The sequence below is a fragment of the Labrys sp. KB_33_2 genome, from assembly GCF_052114505.1.
Lineage (GTDB): Bacteria > Pseudomonadota > Alphaproteobacteria > Rhizobiales > Labraceae > Labrys.
In genome coordinates, this window is sequence record NZ_JBFREW010000004.1 from 333,447 (window position 1) to 355,825 (window position 22,379).

Sequence of the window (22,379 nt, forward strand, 5' to 3'; positions counted from 1 at the left end):
CAAGCTAGGTAGCGGCTGTTAAGATATTGTTGACCAGTCCGAGTTTTCACCAGTTCTCCGGGGTGCGTCGGATCCAACATTCCCTCTGGCCGGTAACGACTCTCCTAAGGAATCCGGTACGGCCGAAGCCCGATCATCGGAATAGCTCCCAACAACAAGCGCAAGGCGTTCAATGGATTGGGAATAGCCGCAATTGTCCATTGCGCGACATGTTGGCTTAATTCTAGGTTGAACCGGACGGTGGGCCTGCAAAACATTTGGGCCGCCTTGCCTGCAAGGTGTCGTCGGGGGAAACGCAATGTCTTCTTACAAATCCATTGAGCAAAATCCAAAATATCAGGAACTCGTAAGGCGCCGGCGAACGCTTGGCCTTACGCTTTCGGCCATCATGATGATCATCTATTTCGGCTTCATCCTGGTCGTCGCCTATCTGCCCGGCGTGCTGGGCCAGCATCTGGGTACTGGGGTGACCACGATCGGCATTCCGATCGGCCTGCTCGTCATCATCACCGCCTTCATCCTCACGGGCATCTATGTCCGCAAGGCCAATGCCGAATTCGACACGCTGACCCGTGAAATCGTCGAGGAGGCCCGCTGATGGCACGCCGCGCCCTTCTCCTCGCCGCCCCTATCCTCGCCCTGACTGTAAATCGGGCCTTCGCCGATGCGGTCTCGGGGCCCGTGCAGCAGCAGGCCACGAACTGGCACGCCATCATCATGTTCGGTCTGTTCGTGCTCCTTACCCTGGCTATCACCGCCTGGGCAGCCAGGCGGACCAAGTCGACCTCCCAGTTCTATACGGCGGGCGGCGGCATCACCGGTTTTCAGAACGGTCTTGCCATTGCAGGCGACTTCATGTCGGCCGCCTCCTTCCTCGGCATTTCCGGCCTGGTCTATCTTTCCGGCTATGACGGCCTGATCTATTCGATCGGCTGGTTGGTCGGCTGGCCGATCGTGACATTCCTGATCGCCGAACCCCTGCGCAATCTCGGCAAGTTCACCTTCGCCGACGTAGCGTCCTTCCGCTTCAAGCAGACGCCGATCCGCGTGCTGGCGACCTGCGGCACCCTGGTCACGGTCGCCTTCTACCTGATCGCGCAGATGGTCGGGGCCGGCAAGCTGATCCAGCTTCTGTTCGGCCTGCAATACAGCTACGCCGTCGTTATCGTCGGTGTCTTGATGATGCTCTATGTCACCTTCGGCGGCATGGTCGCGACCACCTGGGTGCAGCTCATCAAGGCCTGCCTGTTGCTCGGCGGCGCCACCTTCATGGCCCTGATGGTGCTGGCAACCTTCTCCTTCAGCCCCGAGGCCCTCTTCGCCAAGGCCGTCGAGGTCCATCCCAAGGGCCAAGCGATCATGCAGCCGGGATCGCTGATCTCCAATCCGATCTCGGCCATTTCGCTCGGCCTCGCGCTGATGTTCGGCACGGCCGGCCTGCCGCATATCCTGATGCGCTTCTTCACCGTCGCGGACGCCAAGGCGGCCCGTAAATCGGTGTTCTACGCCACCGGCTTCATTGGCTATTTCTACATTCTCACCTTCATCATCGGCTTCGGCGCCATCACCCTGGTCTCGACCAATCCGGAGTTCTTGACCGATCCGGCCAAGGGCCTGGCCTCCATCCGCGGCGGCGAGAACATGGCGGCCGTGCATCTGGCTTCGGCCGTCGGCGGCAACATCTTCCTCGGCTTCATCGCCGCCGTCGCCTTCGCCACCATCCTGGCGGTGGTATCAGGCCTGACGCTCGCCGGCGCTTCCGCCATCAGCCACGACCTCTATGCCACGGTCATCAAGGGCGGCAAGGCCAAGGAGCAGGACGAGATCCGCGTCTCCAAGATCACCACCGTCGTGCTCGGCGTGGTCGCCATGGTGCTCGGCATCACCTTCGAGAACGTCAACGTCGCCTTCATGGTTGGCCTCGCCTTCGCCATCGCCGCCTCCTGCAACTTCCCGGTATTGCTGATGTCGATGATGTGGCGTGGCATGACCACGCGCGGCGCGGTCATCGGGGGCTATCTAGGCCTGATCTCCGCCCTCGTCGGCGTCATCCTCTCGCCCGGCGTGTGGGAAGCCGTGCTCGGCCACCCCAAGGGCTCGGCGCCGTTCCCCTATTCGAACCCGGCGCTGTTCTCGATGGTGCTCGCCTTTGCCGGAATCTGGCTGTTCTCCAAGCTCGACAACAGCCAGCGCGCCGCCCAGGACCGGGCCGGCTTCGACGATCAGTATGTCCGTTCGCAGACCGGTATCGGTGCCGCGTCGGCCAGCAAGCATTGAGGCAAGGGTCGCCCGGATGAGGTTCACCCCTCATCCGGGCCACCTTCTCCGGCAGGGGGATGAGGGAGCTTCCTCAAGCCCGCAACCACCGTGTCACCTCAATCCAGCTTCAGACCATATTCGGCCGCGCTTTCGACCAGCACCTCGGCGAAAGCCTGGGCCAGGGTCGAGGGCGCAAAAAGATCATAGGCCGGCTCGTCGGACACCTGATGCAGCAGGACGGGAATCTGCGCCATCACGGTCCGTGCGACACGACCCGGCCCGAACACGCGCGGATGCAGGTCGATTCGGCATAGTTTCATGAGGGCGGTGCGGGCCTTGGCGCCCGACAGGCGCAGCACGCCGAAGGCGGAAGACAGATCCACCACCGAAGCGCTCTCGCCGAGCGCATGTTTGAGGCTGACGGCAAGGCTGCCCGGCCGGCCATGCTTGTCCAGAACCAGCCAATCGCCGGGACCCGATGACAGCACCTTCAGGGCCCCCGAGACCGCCGACCGGCCCGGCTCGGGTAGATCGAGCCCGAATTCTGCCTGGAGCGCACGGCGCAGGGCCGCATCGCCGCCCCGCCGCAGCTTGATCTCGGCGATGTCGGGACTGCGCTCGGCCAGTTGCACCTCGGCGACGCGATCAGAGGGGCGATCCGGAATCAAAGCATGATGACCGGGCACGGAACGCGGCAGAGGCAACGGCTCGACGGCTCCGACCGGCGAAGCGTCCTTCACCCTGAGATTATCCGGATCGATGAAATGCGGGGAGACGATGGTGACCTCGCAGGCTTCGCCGCGCACAGGATCGGCGGCATGAAGCCTCTGGCCGATCCGCTCCTTGCCGCCGCGCAGCAGGGCAAGGCCGATGAACCCCGCGCCGCGCGTGGTCGGGCAGGCCGCGGTGACGAAGCCCAGGCTCTCCTTGGCTTCGGCCGAGGCGGTGAGATGGGCACCGGCCCGCAGCTTGCGGTCGGGGTCGTCCACCTTCACGCCGACCAGGGTAAGGCGCCCGGCATCGGTCAGGCCAGGACGGCCTGCCAGGACACGGCCGACATAATCGCCCTTTTTCTTGAGCATGCGGCCAAGGCCGAGATCATCGGCCGTGGTCTGGCCGTTGAGTTCGCTGCCCGCCACATGCCCTTTCTCGATCCGCAGCAGATTGAGGGCATCCAGCCCATAGGGCTTGATGCCGAAGGGCTTGCCGGCGGCGAGGATCGCTTCCCATACCGGCTCGGCATGGCCCGATGGCACCGACACCTCATAGGCGAGTTCGCCCGAGAAAGAGATGCGGAAGAGCCGGCCAGAAACCCCGGCGATTACGGTCTCGACGACAGCCATGAAGGGAAAGGCCTGGTCATCGAGATCCTGGCTGGCGATGCGGGCGAGCACCGCCCTTGCCTTCGGCCCGGCGACCGCGAAGGTCGCCCATTGATCGGCGACATTGGTGATCTGGACGTCGAGATCGGGCCACACCGCCTGATGGTGGAATTCGAGATGCTCCAGCACCGGCCCGGCATTGGCCGTGGTGCTGGTGACGAAATAATGGTCCTCGGCCAATCGCGACGTAGTGCCATCGTCGAAGACGATGCCGTCCTCGCGCAGCATCAGGCCGTAGCGGGCTCGTCCCACCGGCAGGGACAAAAAGCCATTGGCATAGATGCGATCGAGGAAGACGCCGGCATCGCGGCCCTGGACGTCGATCTTGCCGAGCGAGGAGGCATCGGTGACGCCGACGGCCTCGCGCACCGCCTTCGCTTCGGCCAGCACCGGCGCCCAGCTTGTATCGCGCGAGGGGGAATAGACCAGGGGCCGCAGCCATAGACCCAACTTGACGAAGACGGCGCCATGCCGCGAATGCCAGTCATGCAGAGCGAGCCGGCGCTTGGGCCGAAAATGCTCGCCCGTCTCGGCGCCGGCAAGCGCACCGAAGGAGACCGGCGCGGCATAGGGCCGGAAGGTCGGCAGGCCCGTTTCGGCGATGCTCTCGCCCTTCTCGCCGGCGAGGATGGCGCTCCCGACGAGGCCGCCCGTCTTGCCCTGGTCGGTGGCCATGCCGAGCGTGGTGTAGCGCTTGGCGTGCTCGACATGGCCATAGCCTTCGCGCACCGCGAGCCGCAGGTCATCGGCGGTGACGTCGTGCTGCAGGTCGACGAAGGCCTTTCCGAGGAAGGCCTTGCTGGAGCCGCGCGAAGTCTTGACCTCCCAGAAGGGTTGGGGCGGCGTGCCCTCGCCCTCCGTCCCCGCGGCATCGCCGACGAGCTCGATCCGCTCATTGCCCATGGCGCGGAAAGACACGGCCTTTTCGTCCCATTCGAACGGCAACCGGGCCTGGCCGGCCAGCTGCAGCCGGGGATCATGGCCGCCCGAGATGCAGAGCAGATCGGCCAGCAGCATTTGCGGCCGCAGCCTTGCCGCGATCGAAGTGATGGTCAGGACATGGAGGGGAGTGCCCTCGGTGGCCGTGACCTGCGACCCGAACCAGACGGGGATGCCCGATCGCTCCGCCTCGCGACCGGCCGCCGAATCAGCCCTGACATCGATGATACCGGCAATCTCGACGCCGGCTTGCGCAAGCTGCCTCACCGCCTCATAGGCGCGATCATTGTTGACGAAGAAGGCCGCCCGCCGGCCCGGCGCCACGCCGAAACGCGCGGCAAAGGTCGCAGCCGCCGAAGCCAGCATCACCCCGGGCCGGTCATTGCCGGGAAAGGCGATCAGGCGTTCCTGCGCGCCGGTGGCGAGCACGATCCTGCCCGGACGGATGATCCATTGGCGCTGGCGCACCTCGTTCGGCTTCGGCGTGGCGCGATGATCGGCCACCCGCTCGACGGCGCCGACCACCAGCCCGTCATAGAGGCCATAGGCACCGGTGCGGTTGAGCAGCGTCACCTCGGGAAGCGCCGCAAGTTCGGCGAGCTTGTCCGTCAGGCCATCGCGCATCGCCGGATCGAGCAGCGCCGAGCCGCCGAAGGCGAAGTCCTGTTCCAGCACGATCACGCGTTTGCCGGCCCGCCCCGCCGCCAGGGCGCTGTCGAGCCCTGATGGGCCGGAGCCGACGACCAGCAGATCGCAATGGGCATGCATGGTGTCGTAGCTGTCGGGATCCGGCTCCCGCGCCGCCCGCCCCAGCCCCGCCGCCCGGCGGATCAGCGGTTCATACACCTTCTCCCACCAGGCTGGCGGCCACATGAAGGTCTTGTAGTAGAAGCCCGCCGGCAGAAAGGGCGAAAGCCAGCCATTCACCGCGCCGAGGTCGAAACCGAGCGAAGGCCAGCGGTTCTGGCTCACCGCCTCCAGTCCCTCGAAGAGTTCGATCGTGGTCGCTGGAATGTTGGGTTCGCGCCGCGCGCCTTTGCGCAGTTCCACCAGGGCCGAGGGCTCCTCGGGGCCCGCCGTGAAGATGCCGCGCGGCCGGTGATATTTGAACGAGCGCCCGACGATGCGCACGCCATTGGCCAGGAGCGCCGAGGCGAGCGTATCGCCGCGATAGCCGTGCAGGATCTTGCCGTCGAAGCGGAAGGACAGCGGCTTGCCGCGATCGACCTGCCCGCCCTCGGCGAGGCGATGGGGACCGCTCATGCCGAACGCTCCGGCAGGGCGATCTCGTCATGTCTGCTAACCACAGTCTGGATCTCGTGGTTGACCGTATCGCGCAGCACCTTCAGCACCTGCCGGCAGCCATGCACATGCTGCCACCATTCCAGATGCCAGCCTGCCGGATTGGCGCGCTCATAGACATAGTCGTAATAGGCTTGCGCCTCGGCCTCTTCGCCCGGCCGCCGCACCGAGGCATCGCCCCGATAACGGAATTCGACCTCGTCGCGCAGGCCGCAATGGGGACAGGCAATTCTCAGCATGATGGGCGAGCCTCGACGGTCAGGACGCTTCGCAAATCCGCAGGACCGAGAGTGCTGTCATCCCCGGCGCCACCGCAGGTGGCGGGAAGGGGATCCAGGGGCTGACGAGCACGATCCATGGCCCCTTCCCCTCGCTCTGCTCGGCCGGGGATGACAATTGCGGTCATTGCGATGCTTCTCATCTCAATGCATCCAGGCATAGGGGCCGATGCCCCGTTCGTCGATCACCCGCCCCTCCCGGAAGCGTTCCAGGCCGAAATGGGCGATCAGCGGGTGTGGCGCGCCGGTCGCCACCAGATGCGCCGTGGTGAAACCGCCGGCGGGGATCGCCTTGAAGCCGCCATAGCACCAGCCGCCATTGAGGTAGAGATTGCGCACCGGCGTCGTCGAGATGATCGGATTGCCGTCGGCGGTCATGTCCATCGCCCCGCCCCATTGGCGCAGCACGCGCAGGCGCCCGAGGGCCGGCATCAACGTGAGGCCAGCCGCCAGCACATCCTCCACCATCGGCAGGCTGCCCCGCCTGGCATAGGAGTTGTAGCCATCGAGCGCCCCGCCGAAGACGAGGCCGCCCTTGTCCGACTGGCTGACATAGAAGTGGCCGGCGCCATAGGTGACGACGCAGTCGATCAGCGGCTTGACCGCCTCGGAAACGAAGGCCTGCAGCACATGGGTCTCCAGCGGCAGGCGGAAGCCGGCCATGGCAGCCAGCAGCGAGGAATGCCCGGCCACCGCGAACAGCACCTTGCCGGCGCGGATGCTGCCGAGGCTGGTTTCAACACCGGTGATCGCCTCGCCTTCACGCGTGAGGCCGGTGACCTCGCACTTCTCGACGATATCGACGCCGCGCCGGTCGGCGGCACGGGCATAGCCCCAGGCGACCGCATCGTGGCGCACGGTGCCGCCGCGCTTTTGCAGGAAGCCACCGAGCACGGGAAAGCGACCGTTGTCGACATCGACCAGCGGCACCAGGCGTTTGATGCCGTCCTTGTCGAGCAGTTCGGTATCGACGCCTTCCAGCAGCATCTGGTTGGCACGGCGGGCCAGCAGGTCGCGCTGGCCGTCCGCATGCACGAGGTTGAGGGCGCCACGCTGCGAGACCATGGCATTGTAGTTGAGCTCAGCCTCGAGCCCTTCCCACAATTTGAGCGAAAAGTCGTAGAAGCGGATGTTCTCGGGCGAGAAATAATTAGAGCGGATGATGGTGGTGTTGCGCCCGACATTGCCGAGCCCGATGCCGCCGCGCTCCAGCACCGCGACATTGGCGATGCCGTGATTCTTGGCGAGATAATAGGCGGTGGCAAGGCCATGCCCGCCGCCGCCGACGATGACCACGTCATAGGCCGGTTTGGGTGCCGCCTTGCGCCAGGCCGGGCCCCAGCCGCGATGTCCGCGCAACGCCTCCAGAGCGAGACGAAATCCCGAATAGGCGGAAGAGGTGACGGACATGGGCTCCGCTGTAATGCCGCGAGGGCGCCTGCCCGACGCAGGCGCCCCCCGACTTAAGCACCTCGCTTGCCGCTGGCAATCGAAACACCGACGCAGGCCTCGATTTTGTTGGCGGAACCCCGGCGCCGGGGAGACCCGGACAGATCATCCCGCCGTGATCCCGCGCAGCACCGCTGCCGCAACTTTCTCCCAATTTTTCCGCCGTTCCGGTCTTGCCCCGCGCGGCGCATATCTATATGAAGCGCCCGACCAGCTGCGGAGAGGTGGCAGAGTGGTTGAATGCACCGCACTCGAAATGCGGCATGGGGGCAACTCCATCGGGGGTTCAAATCCCTCCCTCTCCGCCATTTGCTCCTGAAATTATTGTCGTTTTCGACCTGATGGTAACTAGTCGTACCATTGGTCCCGTTTTCGCGTAGCTCACCCCGTTTGAGACGGCGCCGTCATTTGCGGAAGAGACAGGCGCCCCGCTGCCGGCTTACAACCGGCTGCGCAACTCCGCCAAATCGGCGGCGAACCAGATGTCCTGGCCGCGATTGGCCTCCCGGACGAAATCACGCAGGGCATCGCTGCCGGCGATCCAGGCCGAGATATCGCCGATCACGGCGAGGCGCATGCGATAATTGACGAATTTCTGCGCCACGGCGCCGGCGAGCCGCGTGCGCAGGCGGAAGAAGTTGTCGCCAAGCCGCGTGACCGGAATGGCAACCAGCCCCGCCTCGTGTTCCCAGGCCTTGCTGAGAAAATCGTTGATATCGGCTTCGCCGGCGAGCTTCTCACCGTCTGCAGCACAGACGAGCACCCGGACGCCGCCGATCTCCTCGACGCTGTCGTTCATGGTCGTTCTCCCGGTGGCCCGCCTCAGACGATCTCGTAGATGTGATACTGATCGCCCGTCGCCTGCGGAAACGCCCGGCGCCGGAAGGCGGGCGGCAGCTTGCCGTCCACCAGGGCAATATCGACATTGGAGATATAGAAGCCTCCCTGCGCCATCAAACCGGGCAGATAGGCGATGATATCGGCCACGATCGGCACGGCGCCCTGCCGGTCCTTGAGGCCGAGGTCGGAATGGGCCAGCGCGGCCTTGCGCGGCAAGCGCTGTCCAGCCGTGCGGATGGTATCGCCGATATCGCCGAGGAAGAGCAATTCATCCGCCGGGCGCACGAAGACATTGGGGCTCACGCGCTTTTCGAAGGCATAGATGTCCCGATCGGGAAAGTTCTGGCGCAAATGGTCATAGGTCCGGCCATGGCCGAGGCCGAATTCGAGCACCGGCCCCTCGATCCCCCGGATGAGCTCGACGGCGAGGTCGAGGCAGCTGCGCTGGGCCGTCATGCGATTGATGAAATTATCGAGATAACTCATTATCCATTTCACATCATTGCAGAAATCCCGGCCGGCCGTTCTCGGCTGCCGTCCCGGCGGGCGCCGGAAGCCGGCTCCCGGACGCTGTGTCCGGGCCGGATATACCGGCCGTCATAAGCCACCGGCCCGGCGCGAGGCAAGCGATCCGGCGGCCTCCCGCGACACGGAGCGGCCTGACAGAAGCAGCGTGCCGGTGTCTCTCAATGTCCGTCAAATTTGCCGGTGTGCGCGAACACAACGTAGCGGCTAAGTTGATTCTGCGAACGGCGCGGCACTCTCCGAACAGATCCCCTCCCTGCCGTGTCGTTCGTGTCTTTCCAGCTCGTCTCTCTCTCGTCTAACCTCCCGGCCCGCGCAAGCGGGCTTTTTCTTTTCCTGCCTGCATTGACCAGACAAATCGGCTGCACTGATTTCCGTTCGGTTACTCTCTGGAATAGGGAATGGCGATCTCCGCCCGTTCCAGCAGCCACTCCCAGTGCCCGCGGGCATAGCCGCGCGAGACGTCGGCAAGGAGCTTGGCCATCTCGCCCTCGATCGCCGCGATCTCGGCCATGGCGTGGCTGTTGGCGACCAGCAAGACGCGCACCGCCGCACGCGCATCGCCGTCACAATCGGCGATGACGCGCTCCACGCTCGCTTCCAGATCTTCCGGCAAAGCCTGTTCGGATTTGCTGGCTTGCGAGGTCATTGACGGTTCTCCCTGTTCAGAGGACTGGAATCGGCAGATATCTCGCCCCACCGTGACGGTGCATGAGCTCTGCCCCGATGACGGAACGGGCGTCTGCCGCCCGCCCCGGCCTTGATCAGCACGAACGCAGGGCAAAGCGCGTTCATGCGAGAACGTTTTTGCTCCAACGCCTTGTTTCGACATGCCGTTGCGATTCTTCCGCTTCGGCAAATCGCAAAATGCTTTCGGATTCGAGACCGGAAAATTAGGCGAGCCGGCTGCGACTGTCGAGCATTTTGTTCATGTTATGTTCTGATATGGACGACACCGACACGAGCCTGCTCCCGATCTCCCGCAGCCAGGCAAGACGCCTGAAAAAATCTGCACGAAGCATGGAACCAAATCCCGGCCCACCGGTTGAGTGTGCAGTCGAATGCCTTGAGACCGTTCCTGGCATTCGAGCGGGCCCGCCCGCATGACTTCGAGCTGTTGACGCACTCGTAGTTTCCTCGGGCTTTTTGGCCCGACCCAACGACCCAACTGCCGGGTGCCCCCGCATCCGGCTTTTTCTTTGCCCGACCGCTACGGCACAGGCTCCGATTTCGGAATCGGATCCAGTGCCGTGGATCTTTGTTGTCGCATCGTTTTTGCCGAAAACCGGAGTCCACTTTTCGGCACGATGCTGCTGCAGCCTCAATTGCGCAGCACCGCGCAACTGCCGCCGACTCGGTGCAGCTTGTCGCAGAGCAGGCTCGCCTCGCGCAGGCTGCGGGCTGGCAGGCGGACACGATAGAAGGCCCGCCGGCCGCGCCCGGCCATGCGCGTGCCGACAATCAATGTCTCCCGGCCCGCCAGGACGGCCGAGAAGCGCTTCACCGCCCGCTCATAAGAGGCGATGGCGATCGCCTTGGAGAAATTGCCGGACAGTTGCACGCCGAAGGGCGCATAGGGGCCCTCGATCAGGCGCGGCACCTCCCGGCGCACGGTGGTGACGACGGCGACGCAATCGACCGGCGTGGCGGCGGGCTCCTCCCCGGCCTTGAGCCCGTCGTTCGAAACCCAGTCGTCAACGCTGCGATGGGTGATGAAATAGACATAGGCACGTGTTTCCGAGGGCAGATAGCGCCCGCCCGCCAGCCAGTCCGAGAGGCGCTTGGGCCCGGCATTATAGGCCGCCAGCGCCAGCCCCCAATTGCCGAACTGCGTCTTGAGCGCGCTGAGATAGGCGGCCGAAGCCGGAATCGCCTTTTCGGGATCGAAGGGATCGTCGAGTTGCCATTCGGCCGCCGTGCCCGGCATGAACTGGGCGATACCCTGCGCGCCGGCACTGGAGATGACGTGGGGACGAAAACTGCTCTCGCGCCAGATCAGCCGGGTGAAGAGTTCGGGCGGAATACCCTTGTCCTTGGCCGTGGTCTCGATCAGGCGGCAGATCGCCTCGTCCAGGCTCTCCTGGCGCGCCTCGGCTCGGCCCACCATGGCCATGCCGGCGAAGGCGGCAAGAAGCAGCATCGTCGTCAAGCAGATTACTCTCGATCGTGGCCCCGGCCCGATCGAGAGTAATCTGCAAGACATCAAATATTTGCAGAATTTTCCGGCGGGGTCCATGGACGGAGCCCGTCGGAAAACTCTGCTTGGGAAAAGCCGAAGGTTCACAAACAAGGCCCCGCCACTGCCAGCGCGGCCTTCTCTATCGCCATAGCCGAGCTCCTCGGCAAGTGCTTCTTGGCGTCCTGCTGCTTCTTGACCTCCTGTTTCCTGGCTACGACGGGCCGGCCTTTGGGCAATGACCCATGACGCCGCGGCCGCCTTGCCAGGATCGCCTGGACTGGTGCAAACAGGGCACCCCGCCACTTGGAAATTCCATCATGACGAGATGTCATTGGGCCCTCGCCGCTCTCGCCTGGTTCGCGGCCTCCACCGGCACGGCCCTGGCCGCCTCCGAATTCGATCCCACGCCGCTATTGCCTGTTTCGATCGAGGAGGCCGACCGCACCCGTCTGATGAATTTCGAGCAGACGCGCCGCAGCGCCGTCGATGCGGTGCTCGGCTCCAATGCCCGCCACACCGCCGACGGCATCGCCCTGGAGGAGATCCTCGCCGGCGATCCCAGGCCGATCGCCAATACACGCGAACTCGTCGGCAATTGGCGCTGCCGCAGCGCCCAGCTCGACGACGGCTCGAAGGCCAATGACGGCAAGGGCAGCATCTATGCCTATCCCTATTTCAAATGCGCCATCAGCGAGCGCGGCGGCAAGCTCTTCTTCGCCAAGGTGAACGGCTCCCAGCGCGTCAGCGGCTTTCTCTACCGCGTCAGCAACACCCGCTTCGTCTTCCTCGGCGGCAATGCCAATGGCGACGATCCGCCGGTCGCCTATGGCGCATCGCCCAAATCCGACGCGGTGGCCTATCTGTTCAAGGCCGGCCCGCGCAAGCTGCGCCTAGAACTGCCGCAAACCTGCTGCAGCACGCTCGAGATCCTCGAACTGGTGCGCTGAGCCTGCCGGCTCTCGGGGGGCTGGTCTTCAGACCAGCCTGAAGCGCGGCGCCTGCCAGGAATGAAGATGCCGGGTCTGAAGTGCCAGAGCGATGCAACCCCTCATCCGCCTTTCTCCGGTTTGTTCGGAAGACCTTGAAAGGGATCTGAAGGCCCGCCCCACCCGGATTCATGCCGTCGGCGGCAAAGAAGCGCGAAACATCTATCCCGCCCGCGTGAAGGCAGCCCGGTCCAGGGACAGAAGATCGCCGATGCGCTCGATGGTGACGTCAGGCTTGGGATCGACAGTGTTCATATCCGCTTCCAGGGCGTAATGGCCCTGGCGCACGAAGATGGTGGTGAGCTTGTCGCCCATCACCGCCTTCATCTTGGCGAGCAGGCGGGGCTTGTCGTCGACCATGGCGTAATGCTCGGCCGGATAATGGCGCTGCACGGAGTCCAGCATCTGCTCCTTGTGCAGATAGATCATCACCCGCCCTTCCACCGCGTCCCACAGGCCGGCGCGCTGCACCTTGCGCGGCTGGAACACGATGTCGCCATCCGAAAGCACGGCGGGAGCGCTGAAGCTCTTGAGATGGGCGATCGCTTCCAGCGCCTTCGGGAAGACGCGCTCGGCGAAGGGATATTCCAGGAGGAATTTCGACATCTGGAGCAGGTCGGGGTCGTCGTCCAGCCCGGCGCGGAAGAGTTGGAGCGCGGCGAGATAATCGGCATAGCCGTAATCGTCGCGGATCTTGCCGTAGATCGTCCAGTAGCGCGCGCGCTGGTCCGCTCCGAAGGCTTCCTCGATATGGTCGCCGAGGTCCTCGCCGAAGCGGTCATTGTCGAGCAGCGTGTTGTCGACGTCGAGAAGGACGACGAGCTTGCGGTCAGGGGACACGGCGAACTCCTATGATGTTACGCGAAAGTGGGGACAGGGCGCGGACAGGGCCGCGCTACAGTACAGGATCCGATATCGGAATCGGATTCCGTACTGTAAGCTTTTGTTATTGCATCGTTTTTTCCGAAAACCGGCATCCACTTTTCGGCACGATGCTCTAGCGCCCCATCCGGTTCCAGGCGTCGAGGCCGGCGATCTTGTAGGCCTCGGCGAGGGTGGGATAGTTGAAGGTGTTCTCGATGAAATAGTCGATCGTGCCTTTGAGGTTAAGTACGGCCTGGCCGATATGGATCAGTTCGGTCGCGCCCTCGCCCAAGATGTGCACGCCGAGCAGGCGGCGCGTCTTGGTCGAGAAGATCATCTTCATGATGCCGCTGTCGAGCCCCATGATGTGGCCGCGCGAGGTCTCGCGCAGCCGGGCGATGCCGACTTCGTAGGGAATGCCCTTCTGGCGCACTTCCTCCTCGGTCAGGCCCGTGGTGGAGATCTCCGGCACCGAATAGATGCCATAGGGGAAATATTCGGGTGGTGGCGGCGGTTCGAGGCCGAAGGCATGGCAGGCGGCCACTCGCCCCTGCTCCATCGAGGTGGAGGCGAGGCTGGGAAAGCCGATGACGTCGCCGGCCGCGTAGATATGCGCCACCTCTGTCTGCAGGGTCGCCGGATTGACGCCGATGCGGCCGCGATGATCGGTCTTGAGGCCGGCCGCGTCGAGGTTCAGCCTGTCCGTATTGCCGACGCGCCCGGCGGCGAACATCAGCATCTCCGAGGACACCTTGCGGCCATCGCCCAGCTTGGTGACGACGCGGCTCTCCTCGCGCTCGATCGAGACCACCGGGGAACCCAGGCGCAGCGAGACGTTGCGGTCCCGCAATTCATGCATGAACTCCTCGATCAGCTCCTTGTCGATGAAATCGAGGAAGCTCGAGCGCGGCTCGATCAGCGTGACGGCGACGTCGAGAGCACTGAAGATGGTGGCATATTCGACGCCGATCACGCCCGCACCGATCACGGTGAGGCTGCGCGGCAGCCGGGGCAGCTCGATGATCTCGTCGCTGTCGAAGACATTATCGGAATTGAACGGCACATAGTCGGGGCGGAAGGGCTGCGTGCCGCAGGCGATCAGGATGTAATTGGCCGTCACCGTGCTGCGCGTGCCGGTCTCCGTAGTGATCTCGATTTCGTGTGGGCCGAGAAAGCGTGCTTCGCCCCGGGCCGTGCGCACGGTGTTACGGCTGAACTGATGCTCCAGCACCTCGACCTCGTGGTCGAGCGTCTTCTGGAGGCGGACCATCAGGTCGGTGGCGCCGATATCCTGCTTGACCCGGTAGGCCCGGCCGTAGAAGCCACGCTCGCGCCAACCCGACAGGTTCAGCACCGTCTCACGCAGCGTCTTGGAGGGAATCGTCCCGGTGTGCACCGACACGCCACCCACGCGCCGGCCCTTCTCCACCACCAGGACCGACTTGCCGAGCTTGGCCGATTGCACGGCGGCGCGACGGCCGGACGGGCCCGAACCGATGACGAGCATGTCATAATCATACATGGAGGGAAGTCTCTAGGCCGTTGGAACAAGGTGTCGAAAAGGCGGGAAGTGCCCGGGAGCATGGTCATGCTGCATGACAGCATGAATGCACATAGGGCTGCCACCTGCCAAGAGACAAGAAAAAATGCCGCGACGACGTCGAACCATCTGCCATGCAGCCGGCGGAATGAAGCGTTGTTTGCCTTCTCCGCGAAGCGGGGGAAGACAGGTCGCGCGCCTATCCTGGCGCCCGGCCCGACAGCACATCCCCCACCGCCGTCGACCAACTGCCATCCGTGTGCTTGGCCCAATAGGCCTCGAGCAGCGCCCGGGTGACCGGCCCCATGCGGCCCTCGCCGACGGCGGCGCCATTGATCCGCGTCACCGGCATGATGCCGCCGGCCGTCGAGGTAATGAAGACCTCGTCGGCAGCCCGCGCCTCGGCCGCCGTCACGACCCGCTCCTCCAGGGGAAAGCCGAGTTCGGCGGCGAGTTCGATCGCGCTCTGGCGCGTAACGCCACGCAGCACGCCGCGATCGGGTGTGGCGATCCGGCCCTGGCGCACGGTGAAGATGTTGAAGCCCGGCCCCTCGGCGAGGTTGCCGTCGGCATCGGTCAGCACGGCGCTCTGCGCGCCGCGATCATAGGCATCGTAGAGGCCCATGACGAAATCCAGCCAGTGATAGTTCTTGACGGTGGGATCGACCGAATCCGGCGGGATGCGGCGAATGTCGGACAGCACGATCGGAAGCCCGGCCTCGCGCTGTTCGGGCTTGAGGATCCAGCCGAACGGAATGGCAAAGCAGATCAGTTGGTTATGGGCCTCCCTGGGGTCGCGCGAGAAGGTCGGCGAGATACCGCGCGTCAGCACCATCTCGACATAGGCATCCTGGAGCCCGGAGCGGGAGACGCATTCGGCGAGAATCTGGACCAGTTTTTCGGGCGAGACCGGCAGCGTGAGGCGCAGCCTGTCGGCCGAGCGCAGGAATCGCTCGATATGGGTGTCGAGGCGGAAGAAGCGGCCCTTCCAGACATGTACGACGTCATAGGTCGCGTCCGAATGCAGGAAGCCCCAGTCGAGCACCGAGATCTTGGCTTCCGACATCGGCACGAAGCCGCCATCGATATAGGCTGTTCCGGCAGGATAGTTCATGCGGCCCCACTCTTGCCCCGCGACCTTTGATCGGAATCGGGCATGCGCGATCTGCGCCCGGTAATGACAATAATTCAAGACCGATGTCGCCCTCCGCCAGGCTCATTCGTCGTCACGATAGGAGGCCGAAGAAATTCGCCCAGGCAAGGAAATGGATACGATGACGATCACCATCACGGCGTTTGAACGATCACCCGATGGCGGCAAGGGACTGGCACGCGATACGCGCGTTCGCTGGGCGCTCGAAGAAGTGGGCCAGCCTTATGAGGTTCGCCTGGTTTCCTTCGCGCAGATGAAGGCGCCTGGCCATCTGGCCATCCACCCCTTCGGCCAGATCCCCACTTACGAGGACGGTTCTCTGTCGCTGTTCGAGACCGGCTCGATCATCTTTCACCTCGCCGAGCGGCATGCGGGCCTGCTGCCTGGGGATCGCGATGCCCGAGCGCGGGCGATCACGTGGATGTTTGCCGCACTCAACACCGTCGAGCCGCCGATCCTCGACCTGACGACAGCACGGATCTTCGAAGCCGACAAGCCCTGGAGCGCGGAGCGCCTGCCCTTGGTAAAGGACCGCGTTCGGGCCCGGCTCGACCAGCTCTCCGCCCGGCTGGGCAACGCCGACTGGCTAGATGGGGCGTTCAGCGCAGGTGATTTGTTGATGGTATCCGTGCTGCTGCGACTGAGAATGTCGGGCCTTCTGGACGAATATCAAAACCTGACCGCCTATGTCGCTCGCGGGGAAGCTCGGCCCGCTTATGTCAGGGCCTTTGCCGCGCAATTTGCGATCAACGCCCCGTCAGCCCGTTGAAACATGAGCTCGCAAAGCCGAGCCGACAGCACAGACTACGCTCTAGTTTGGCCCCAGCGCATGGCCGCGAATGCGATAGCCGAGTGTGAGCGGCATTCCCGGCTCGATCGTGATCGCCGTGCGCACGCCAGACTGGGCGATGGGATTGTCCGAGGCGCCAATTACCGATCCGAAATCGAAGGCCGAGGCCACCGGTTCGACACCGACGCACAGGTGCCGCCCGTTCCAGGGCGGGAATTTGCGCCCGCGATTGCTCATCCACAAGAGGCAGGACGGCAGCTTCGTCGTGTCCCAGGAAAGATCCCAGGCAACCCGGTCGTGCTCGTCGACGAGATGGACGCCGCCTTCGATGCCGCAGAGTTGCAAGATGTCCTCGCGGTCGTCGGCGAAGGGCAGCCTGTCGAAACGCTCGCTCCCGCCTGACTTGACCGCGACATCGGCAAGCGTCGTGAACCTCCTGTCCGGCTCGGCCCGGGCTGCCGCTTCGGCAACGGGATGGCTGAGGCCGAAACGATAGGGACCGGGCTCGATGCGAAAGGATCCTGGTTTTCCACGCAGGGCGAAGTTGGGATGAAAGCCGAACGGCCTGACGCAACGGTGCCGGGCCCGGATCTCGACGGAAACATCCAGTCCCGCCTGCCCGTCGATCGGGCAGATCGTGCGTGTGATCCTCTCGATGGGCGAGTCGCTGGGATAATCGAGGCCGAGGGTGATCGCGTCCTGCGTGCGCGACACCAGGCTCCATTCGGCGGCAGCGCTGTGGCCATGCAGCAGGTGATCGCTTGGGCCGAGCGGATGGACGCTGTCCGGCAACGAAGCATCCACCAGCCCCCGCCAGGCGCCGATCAGGGGATCGTCGCTGCTGTAGAGCCTCCCAAAGGGCAGGCAGGGCCAGTCGCCCCGGAGGTTCTCCAAGCCCGGCTCGACTTTTTCGCCGGCCGTGATCCAGGGCGCCTCGTGGAAGGGTTCGACGAAGCGGCCGTCCTCCAAGCGAAAGCGCGTGCGGCCCAGGGCGGCAGCGCCGGCATGTACCGTCACCTGGCCATGCGACCAGTCGAGCGACCAGGTTTGCGACATGTAGATTTCCTGATTTCCGGCGGGGCCAGTATCCGGGCGGCAAGATTGGTCGCCGCCCGGAACTCGTGCTCAGAACTTGAATTCCTCGACATTGGCCGGCGTGACGATCTTGGCGGGGCCGAGCACCACCTCACCCTTTTCGCCCACCGTATAGTCGCCGAGACGCCCGGCCTTGAACTTGTCGCCCGGCTTGCCGGCGATCTTGCACTGCGCCAGTTGCTGGGCACCGTAATAGGTTAGATAGCCGAGATCCTTGACGTTCCACCAGATGTCCTGGACGGAGCCGTTCTGGATGTATTTCTTGATTAGGGTGGCCGGCGCCAGGCCCGTCAGCTTGACCTTGCCGAGGCTGCCAGCCTGGTCGAGGGCGCGCGCCGCGGCCGGCAGGCCGATGCCGGCGGGAATGATGATGCCCTTGAGGTTCGGGAAGGCCTGGACGAGCGCCAGGGCCTGCTGCTGGTTGACCTGCTCGCTCTCCTGGCCATAGGCGATCTGCACCAACTTCATCTTGGCGAATTTTGGCTCCTTCATCTTGTTCTTGATGAAGTCGATCCAGGCATTCTGGTTGGTGGCCGTCGGCGTGGAGGAGAGGATGGCGAAATCCCCCTCATAACCGATCATCTGCCCCATGCTCTCCAGCATCATCTCGGCCAGGCTGTCGCCCTTGGCCTGGTTGAAGAACAGCGAGCGGGCGGCTTCCGAGACGTCCGAATCGTAGGAGACGATCCTGACGCCCTGCTTGGCGGCGCGCTTGAGGGCCGGCGCCACGGCATTGGCGTCATTGCCGGAGATGGCGATGACGTCGACCTTCTGGGACACCAGATTGTTGATGAACTCGATCTGGGCTTCGGCGGTCGCCTGGGAAGGCGCCTGCTGGATCACCTTGCCGCCGATCTCCTTTTGGGCCTCCTCCGCCCCGGTCTTGGCGACCTGGAAATAGGGATCGGTGTCGAGCTTGGGCAGGAAGCCGACGGTCACGGGCTCCTTGGCGCATTTCTCGGCCGCGAGGGCCGGCGCCGCCAGAGCGCCCAGCATGATGGCCGTGGTCAGGATCAGGTGTGTTCTCATCGCTTTTTTCATGGCTCGTCTCCTCCTTCACGCCTTTCTTCAGGTCGTTGTTGGTTTACGCTTTCAGTCAGGTCGTTCGTTCCGGTTCTCGCGGCCGGCCGGCTGCATTGAACTTGGCCTGGAGACCGCCATAGAGGCGCTGGGCCGTGGTGCTGAGCAATAGCGAGAAGATCAGCAAGAGCCCGATCACGGTGCCCTGCGCATCGCCGCCGATCTGGCTCAGCCCCAGCACGTTGCGCAGCGTGGCGATCAGTACCAGCGCCAGGAACACGCCGGTCAGCTTGCCCTTGCCCCCGAACACGCTGACGCCGCCGAGAAGCGCGATGGTGATCACGTCGAGTTCGAGGCCGATGGCATTGTCGGCCCGGGCATTGGCAAGGCGGGCGGTGAACACGATGGAGGCGATGGCACAGATGAAGCCGCTGAGGACGAACAGGCCGAGGCGGATGCGCGCCACCCGCACCCCGGCATAGAGCGCCGTATCAGGGCTGCCGCCGATGGCGTAGATGCGCCGGCCGATGCTGCTCACCTGCAGGAGGATGGCGAAGACCGGCGCCAGCACGAGGAAAGGCACGATCGTCCAGGGGATCGGCGTGTCGCCCAGCGTGTCGATGCCGAAATCGGTGAAGCTCTCGGGAAACTCGTTCACCGAGCCGGTTCCGAGCAGGATGTAGCCGATGCCGCGAAACATCGCCATGGTGCCGAGGGTGACCACCAGCGAGGGCAGGCCGAGATAGGTCACCAGCACGCCGTTGAACGCGCCCGCCAGGATGCCCGTCAGCAGCGCCAGTGCCATCGCACCCTCCAGCGGCAGGCCCTCGCGGATCAGCACGCCGAACACCACGCTGCTGAGAGCCAGGATACTGGCAACGGACAGGTCGATCTCGCGGGCGATGATCAAGAGCACCATCGGCAGCACGATCAGGGCTCGCTCGGATGCACCGGCAATGGCCTGCGAGATGTTGAAGGCCGTGGCGAAATTCGGTACGGCCAGCACCGCATAGGCGAGCACCGCTACGGTGAGCAGCGCCAGGAAATTCTCCCAGCTGGCGATCCTTTCGATAAGGCTCGTCTTCATCGCCCTCTCCGTCCCTGATGGGTCCGCCGCCCGATGATGGTGTCGACACCGATGGCGAGCAGGATGACGAGGCCATAGACCCCCTGCAGCCAGAGCGGATCGACGCGCACCAGCGTCAGCCCGTTCTGGATCACCAGGAGCGTCAGCGCGCCGAGGGCGACGCCGAGCACCGTTCCGGCACCACCCCTGATGGCGACGCCACCCACCACCACCGAGGCGATCACGGTGAGTTCGAAGCCGAGCGCCACGCGGGCATCGATGGTGGCATAGCGCGAGGCCCACAGCGCGCCGTCGAAGCCGGCCAGCAGGCCCGCCAGCATGAAGGCGCCGAGCACGAGAGCCGTGCGGCGGATGCCGATAAGGGCGGCCCCATCCGGATTGGAGCCGATGGCATAGAGCTCCCGGCCAACAGGCCAGTGCTTCAGGATCACCCCGATCACCACCAGGCAGGCGAGAGCGATGAGGATCACGGCCGGAATGCCGACGATGCGGGCGCTGGTCATGTCGAGCCAGGCTTGCGGCACCTGGTCGGCGCTGATCTGCCGGCCGCCCGCCCACAGGCTGTTCAGGCCCCGGAAGACCGAGAGGGTTCCAAGCGTGACCACGATCGCCGGCACGCGGCCGAGGGTCACCACCAGCCCGTTCAGGGCACCGCAGGCCAGGCCTATGGCACAAGCCGTGGCGACGCCCAGAAGCACCGAGCTTTCGGGATGGGCATGCATGAAGCTGGCGGCGCCATAGGCCGACAGGCCGATCACGGAGGCCACCGACAGATCGATGTTGCGCGTCAGCAGGACCAGCATCTGGGCCACAGCGACGATCATCAGGAGCGCCGCGTCCATGGCGATGGCGGTCAGGTTCTCGGGGCTGACCATGCGCGGATTGAGGAACATCACCGGCAGGACAACGGCCGCCATGGCACCGACCAGCCCGACCTCGCGCCGGCGCAGCAGCGCCTTGAGCCAGTTGCCCGGAGGCTCATCGAGCTTTGCGGCCTCATCCCGCGGCGCCAGCGCCGGCTGCTTGTCCAAAACCACCCCACCGGCATCGGTGGCCGCGCGTATCACCTTTTCCTGGTCGGCCTCCCCGCGCTCAAAGGCGCCAGCCATCCGGCCCTCGCGCAGCACGACGATGCGATCGCACATACTCACCAGTTCGGGCAGTTCCGAGGAAATCAGGATGATCGCCAGCCCCTGCTGGGCCAGTTCGGCGATCATGGTATGGACTTCGGACTTGCTCTCGACATCGATGCCCTGGGTCGGTTCGTCGAGGATGAGCAGCCTGGGCTGGGTGGCGAGCCATTTCGACAGCACCACCTTCTGCTGATTGCCGCCCGAAAGTGTCTTCACAGGCTGGGCGAAGCTGCGGAATTTCAGCTTCAGGCGCCGCAAGTGCGGCTCGACCAAAGCCAGTTCCTGCCGGCGCATCACCAGCCCCGCCATGGTGGCCTTCTCGATCACCGGCAGGGAGGCGTTGTCGAGGATGGGAAAATCCATCACCAGGCTCTGGCCGAGCCGGTCTTCCGAGACATAGGCGATGCCGGCGGCCATGGCGGCGGGCGGATCGGCAAAGGATACCGCCCTTCCTTCCATCTCGATGCGGCCCGCCGTCGGCTGGTCGATGCCGAACAGCACGCGGGCGATCTCGGTGCGCCCGCTGCCCACCAGCCCGCCGAGGCCGAGAATCTCGCCGGCCCGGACGCTGAAGGAGACGTCGTCGAAGGCCCCTTCGCGCGACAGGCCGGAAACGGCGAGCACCTCGCGGCCGGGCTTGGAGTCCCATTGCGGATAGATGGCCTTGAGCGGCCGCCCGATCATCATCTGCACGGCTTGATCGCGGTCGAGTTCCACCGCCCGCCTCACCCCGATCAGATGGCCGTCGCGCAGGACGGCGATGCGATCGGCGATCCGGTAGATCTCTTCCATGCGATGGCCGACGAACATCATCGCCACCTGCCGGGCCTTGAGATCGGCGACCACGGCGAAGAGGCGCTCGACCTCGCGCTGGGACAGGGCAGCGGTCGGCTCGTCCATGATCAGCACCTTGGCGTTGACCGATAGGGCACGGGCGATCTCGACCAATTGCTGCTCGGAGGTGCGCAGCTCCTTCAATTGATCCTCGGGCGAGCATTTCAGTCCGACGACGTCGAGCAGAGCGCGCGCTTCCTCGCGCATGCGCTCATAGTCGATGCGGCCCAGGGAGCGCTGCGGCATGTGGCCGACGAAAATGTTCTCGAACACCGTCAGGTCGCCGAACAGGCCGGGATGCTGATGCATCACTGCAATGCCGCGGCGCTGGGCTTCGAGCGGAGACCAATGCTCCACCGGCTGTTTATCGATGGCGACCGCGCCCTCGTCCGGCCTGTAGACGCCGGCAAGCAGCTTGACGCAGGTGCTTTTGCCCGCGCCGTTCTCGCCCAAAAGGGCCAGCACCTCGCCGGGCAGGAGATCGAAACTGGCGTTGGAAAGAGCGATCGTTCCTCCGAAGCGCTTGGAGGCGTTCACCAACCCGGCAGCCGCCGCGGGGGACGCGATCGAGGTTCCGAGGCCCTCATCGGCCAGGCTGCTCTTCATGGCATTGCACGCCGGCGATGACGCGACCGAGATACCCCCACCATCATCCTCCCGCATCCTTTAATTATTAAAGCAAATGGATATATCGATGCCCCTGGACTGTCAAGCGGATGCCCTT

General features: G+C 64.6%; 18 protein-coding genes and 1 tRNA gene. 5 read left to right on the forward strand and 14 right to left on the reverse strand.

Features of this window, described 5'->3' with window-relative positions; all coding sequences use genetic code 11:
- Window positions 1-298 precede the first annotated feature (298 nt).
- Both AB4037_RS09945 and AB4037_RS09950 read left to right on the forward strand, forming a co-directional pair.
- A complete protein-coding gene (locus tag AB4037_RS09945) occupies window positions 299-598 on the forward strand; it encodes a DUF485 domain-containing protein (protein ID WP_441771403.1) in 300 nt (99 codons plus the stop codon).
- Complete coding sequence (locus AB4037_RS09950) at window positions 598-2,277, forward strand: cation acetate symporter (protein WP_434954942.1); 1,680 nt, start codon at window positions 598-600, stop codon at window positions 2,275-2,277. The genes AB4037_RS09945 and AB4037_RS09950 overlap by 1 nt, the downstream gene beginning before the upstream one ends.
- A 98-nt stretch (window positions 2,278-2,375) precedes the next feature.
- Here AB4037_RS09950 and AB4037_RS09955 read toward each other — a convergent pair whose 3' ends face one another.
- The 3 genes from AB4037_RS09955 to AB4037_RS09965 form a co-directional block, all read right to left on the reverse strand.
- A complete protein-coding gene (locus AB4037_RS09955) occupies window positions 2,376-5,843 on the reverse strand; it encodes a 2Fe-2S iron-sulfur cluster-binding protein (protein ID WP_441771404.1) in 3,468 nt (1,155 codons plus the stop codon).
- Window positions 5,840-6,121 carry a sarcosine oxidase subunit delta gene (locus AB4037_RS09960; RefSeq protein WP_441771405.1) on the reverse strand — a complete coding sequence of 94 codons (282 nt, stop codon included), beginning with the start codon at window positions 6,119-6,121 and terminating at the stop codon, window positions 5,840-5,842. Before AB4037_RS09960 ends, AB4037_RS09955 begins: the two co-directional genes overlap by 4 nt.
- Before the next feature lie 183 nt (window positions 6,122-6,304).
- Complete coding sequence (locus AB4037_RS09965; RefSeq protein WP_441771406.1) at window positions 6,305-7,570, reverse strand: sarcosine oxidase subunit beta family protein; 1,266 nt, start codon at window positions 7,568-7,570, stop codon at window positions 6,305-6,307.
- 257 nt (window positions 7,571-7,827) lie between these two features.
- On the opposite strand from AB4037_RS09965, the gene AB4037_RS09970 reads away from it, so the two are divergent.
- Window positions 7,828-7,917, forward strand: a tRNA-Ser gene (locus tag AB4037_RS09970).
- 131 nt (window positions 7,918-8,048) lie between these two features.
- Here AB4037_RS09970 and AB4037_RS09975 read toward each other — a convergent pair.
- The 4 genes from AB4037_RS09975 to AB4037_RS09990 form a co-directional block, all read right to left on the reverse strand.
- The gene (locus tag AB4037_RS09975; protein WP_441771407.1) at window positions 8,049-8,408 is read right to left on the reverse strand and encodes a DUF4180 domain-containing protein; all 360 of its coding nucleotides are present in this window, start codon (window positions 8,406-8,408) and stop codon (window positions 8,049-8,051) included.
- 23 nt (window positions 8,409-8,431) lie between these two features.
- Entirely contained in the window at window positions 8,432-8,935 is a 504-nt protein-coding gene (locus AB4037_RS09980) for a class I SAM-dependent methyltransferase (RefSeq protein WP_441771408.1), read from the reverse strand.
- 421 nt (window positions 8,936-9,356) lie between these two features.
- Window positions 9,357-9,623 carry a hypothetical protein gene (locus tag AB4037_RS09985; RefSeq protein WP_434954932.1) on the reverse strand — a complete coding sequence of 89 codons (267 nt, stop codon included), beginning with the start codon at window positions 9,621-9,623 and terminating at the stop codon, window positions 9,357-9,359.
- A gap of 672 nt (window positions 9,624-10,295) precedes the next feature.
- Entirely contained in the window at window positions 10,296-11,114 is an 819-nt protein-coding gene (locus tag AB4037_RS09990) for a lytic transglycosylase domain-containing protein (RefSeq protein WP_441771466.1), read from the reverse strand.
- Between the two features lie 356 nt (window positions 11,115-11,470).
- On the opposite strand from AB4037_RS09990, the gene AB4037_RS09995 reads away from it, so the two are divergent.
- Window positions 11,471-12,100 carry a DUF4893 domain-containing protein gene (locus AB4037_RS09995; protein ID WP_441771409.1) on the forward strand — a complete coding sequence of 210 codons (630 nt, stop codon included), beginning with the start codon at window positions 11,471-11,473 and terminating at the stop codon, window positions 12,098-12,100.
- 201 nt (window positions 12,101-12,301) lie between these two features.
- Here the strand turns inward: AB4037_RS09995 and AB4037_RS10000 are convergent, their stop codons facing one another.
- From AB4037_RS10000 to AB4037_RS10010, 3 genes are all read right to left on the reverse strand, one after another.
- A complete protein-coding gene (locus tag AB4037_RS10000; RefSeq protein ID WP_441771410.1) occupies window positions 12,302-12,979 on the reverse strand; it encodes an HAD family hydrolase in 678 nt (225 codons plus the stop codon).
- 157 nt (window positions 12,980-13,136) lie between these two features.
- Window positions 13,137-14,525 (reverse strand): Si-specific NAD(P)(+) transhydrogenase, encoded by a 1,389-nt coding sequence (gene sthA / locus AB4037_RS10005; RefSeq protein WP_434954929.1) that lies wholly within the window; start codon window positions 14,523-14,525, stop codon window positions 13,137-13,139.
- A 217-nt stretch (window positions 14,526-14,742) separates the two neighbouring features.
- Window positions 14,743-15,657, reverse strand: a complete 915-nt coding sequence (locus AB4037_RS10010; RefSeq protein ID WP_441771411.1) for an aminotransferase class IV — start codon at window positions 15,655-15,657, stop codon at window positions 14,743-14,745.
- Window positions 15,658-15,817: 160 nt separating this feature from the next.
- Here AB4037_RS10010 and AB4037_RS10015 point away from each other — a divergent pair, with 160 nt between their 5' ends.
- Window positions 15,818-16,465 (forward strand): glutathione S-transferase family protein, encoded by a 648-nt coding sequence (locus AB4037_RS10015; RefSeq protein ID WP_441771412.1) that lies wholly within the window; start codon window positions 15,818-15,820, stop codon window positions 16,463-16,465.
- 42 nt (window positions 16,466-16,507) lie between these two features.
- On the opposite strand, the gene AB4037_RS10020 is transcribed toward AB4037_RS10015, so the two are convergent.
- The 4 genes from AB4037_RS10020 to AB4037_RS10035 form a co-directional block, all read right to left on the reverse strand.
- Complete coding sequence (locus AB4037_RS10020) at window positions 16,508-17,542, reverse strand: hypothetical protein (RefSeq protein WP_441771413.1); 1,035 nt, start codon at window positions 17,540-17,542, stop codon at window positions 16,508-16,510.
- Window positions 17,543-17,611: 69 nt separating this feature from the next.
- On the reverse strand, window positions 17,612-18,622 hold the full coding sequence (locus AB4037_RS10025) for a rhamnose ABC transporter substrate-binding protein (RefSeq protein WP_441771414.1): 1,011 nt from the start codon (window positions 18,620-18,622) through the stop codon (window positions 17,612-17,614).
- A gap of 55 nt (window positions 18,623-18,677) precedes the next feature.
- Window positions 18,678-19,688, reverse strand: a complete 1,011-nt coding sequence (locus tag AB4037_RS10030) for an ABC transporter permease (protein ID WP_441771415.1) — start codon at window positions 19,686-19,688, stop codon at window positions 18,678-18,680.
- Window positions 19,685-22,261: an ATP-binding cassette domain-containing protein gene (locus tag AB4037_RS10035; RefSeq protein ID WP_441771416.1), complete on the reverse strand. Its 2,577-nt coding sequence runs from the start codon at window positions 22,259-22,261 to the stop codon at window positions 19,685-19,687. Before AB4037_RS10035 ends, AB4037_RS10030 begins: the two co-directional genes overlap by 4 nt.
- Window positions 22,262-22,379 lie beyond the last annotated feature (118 nt).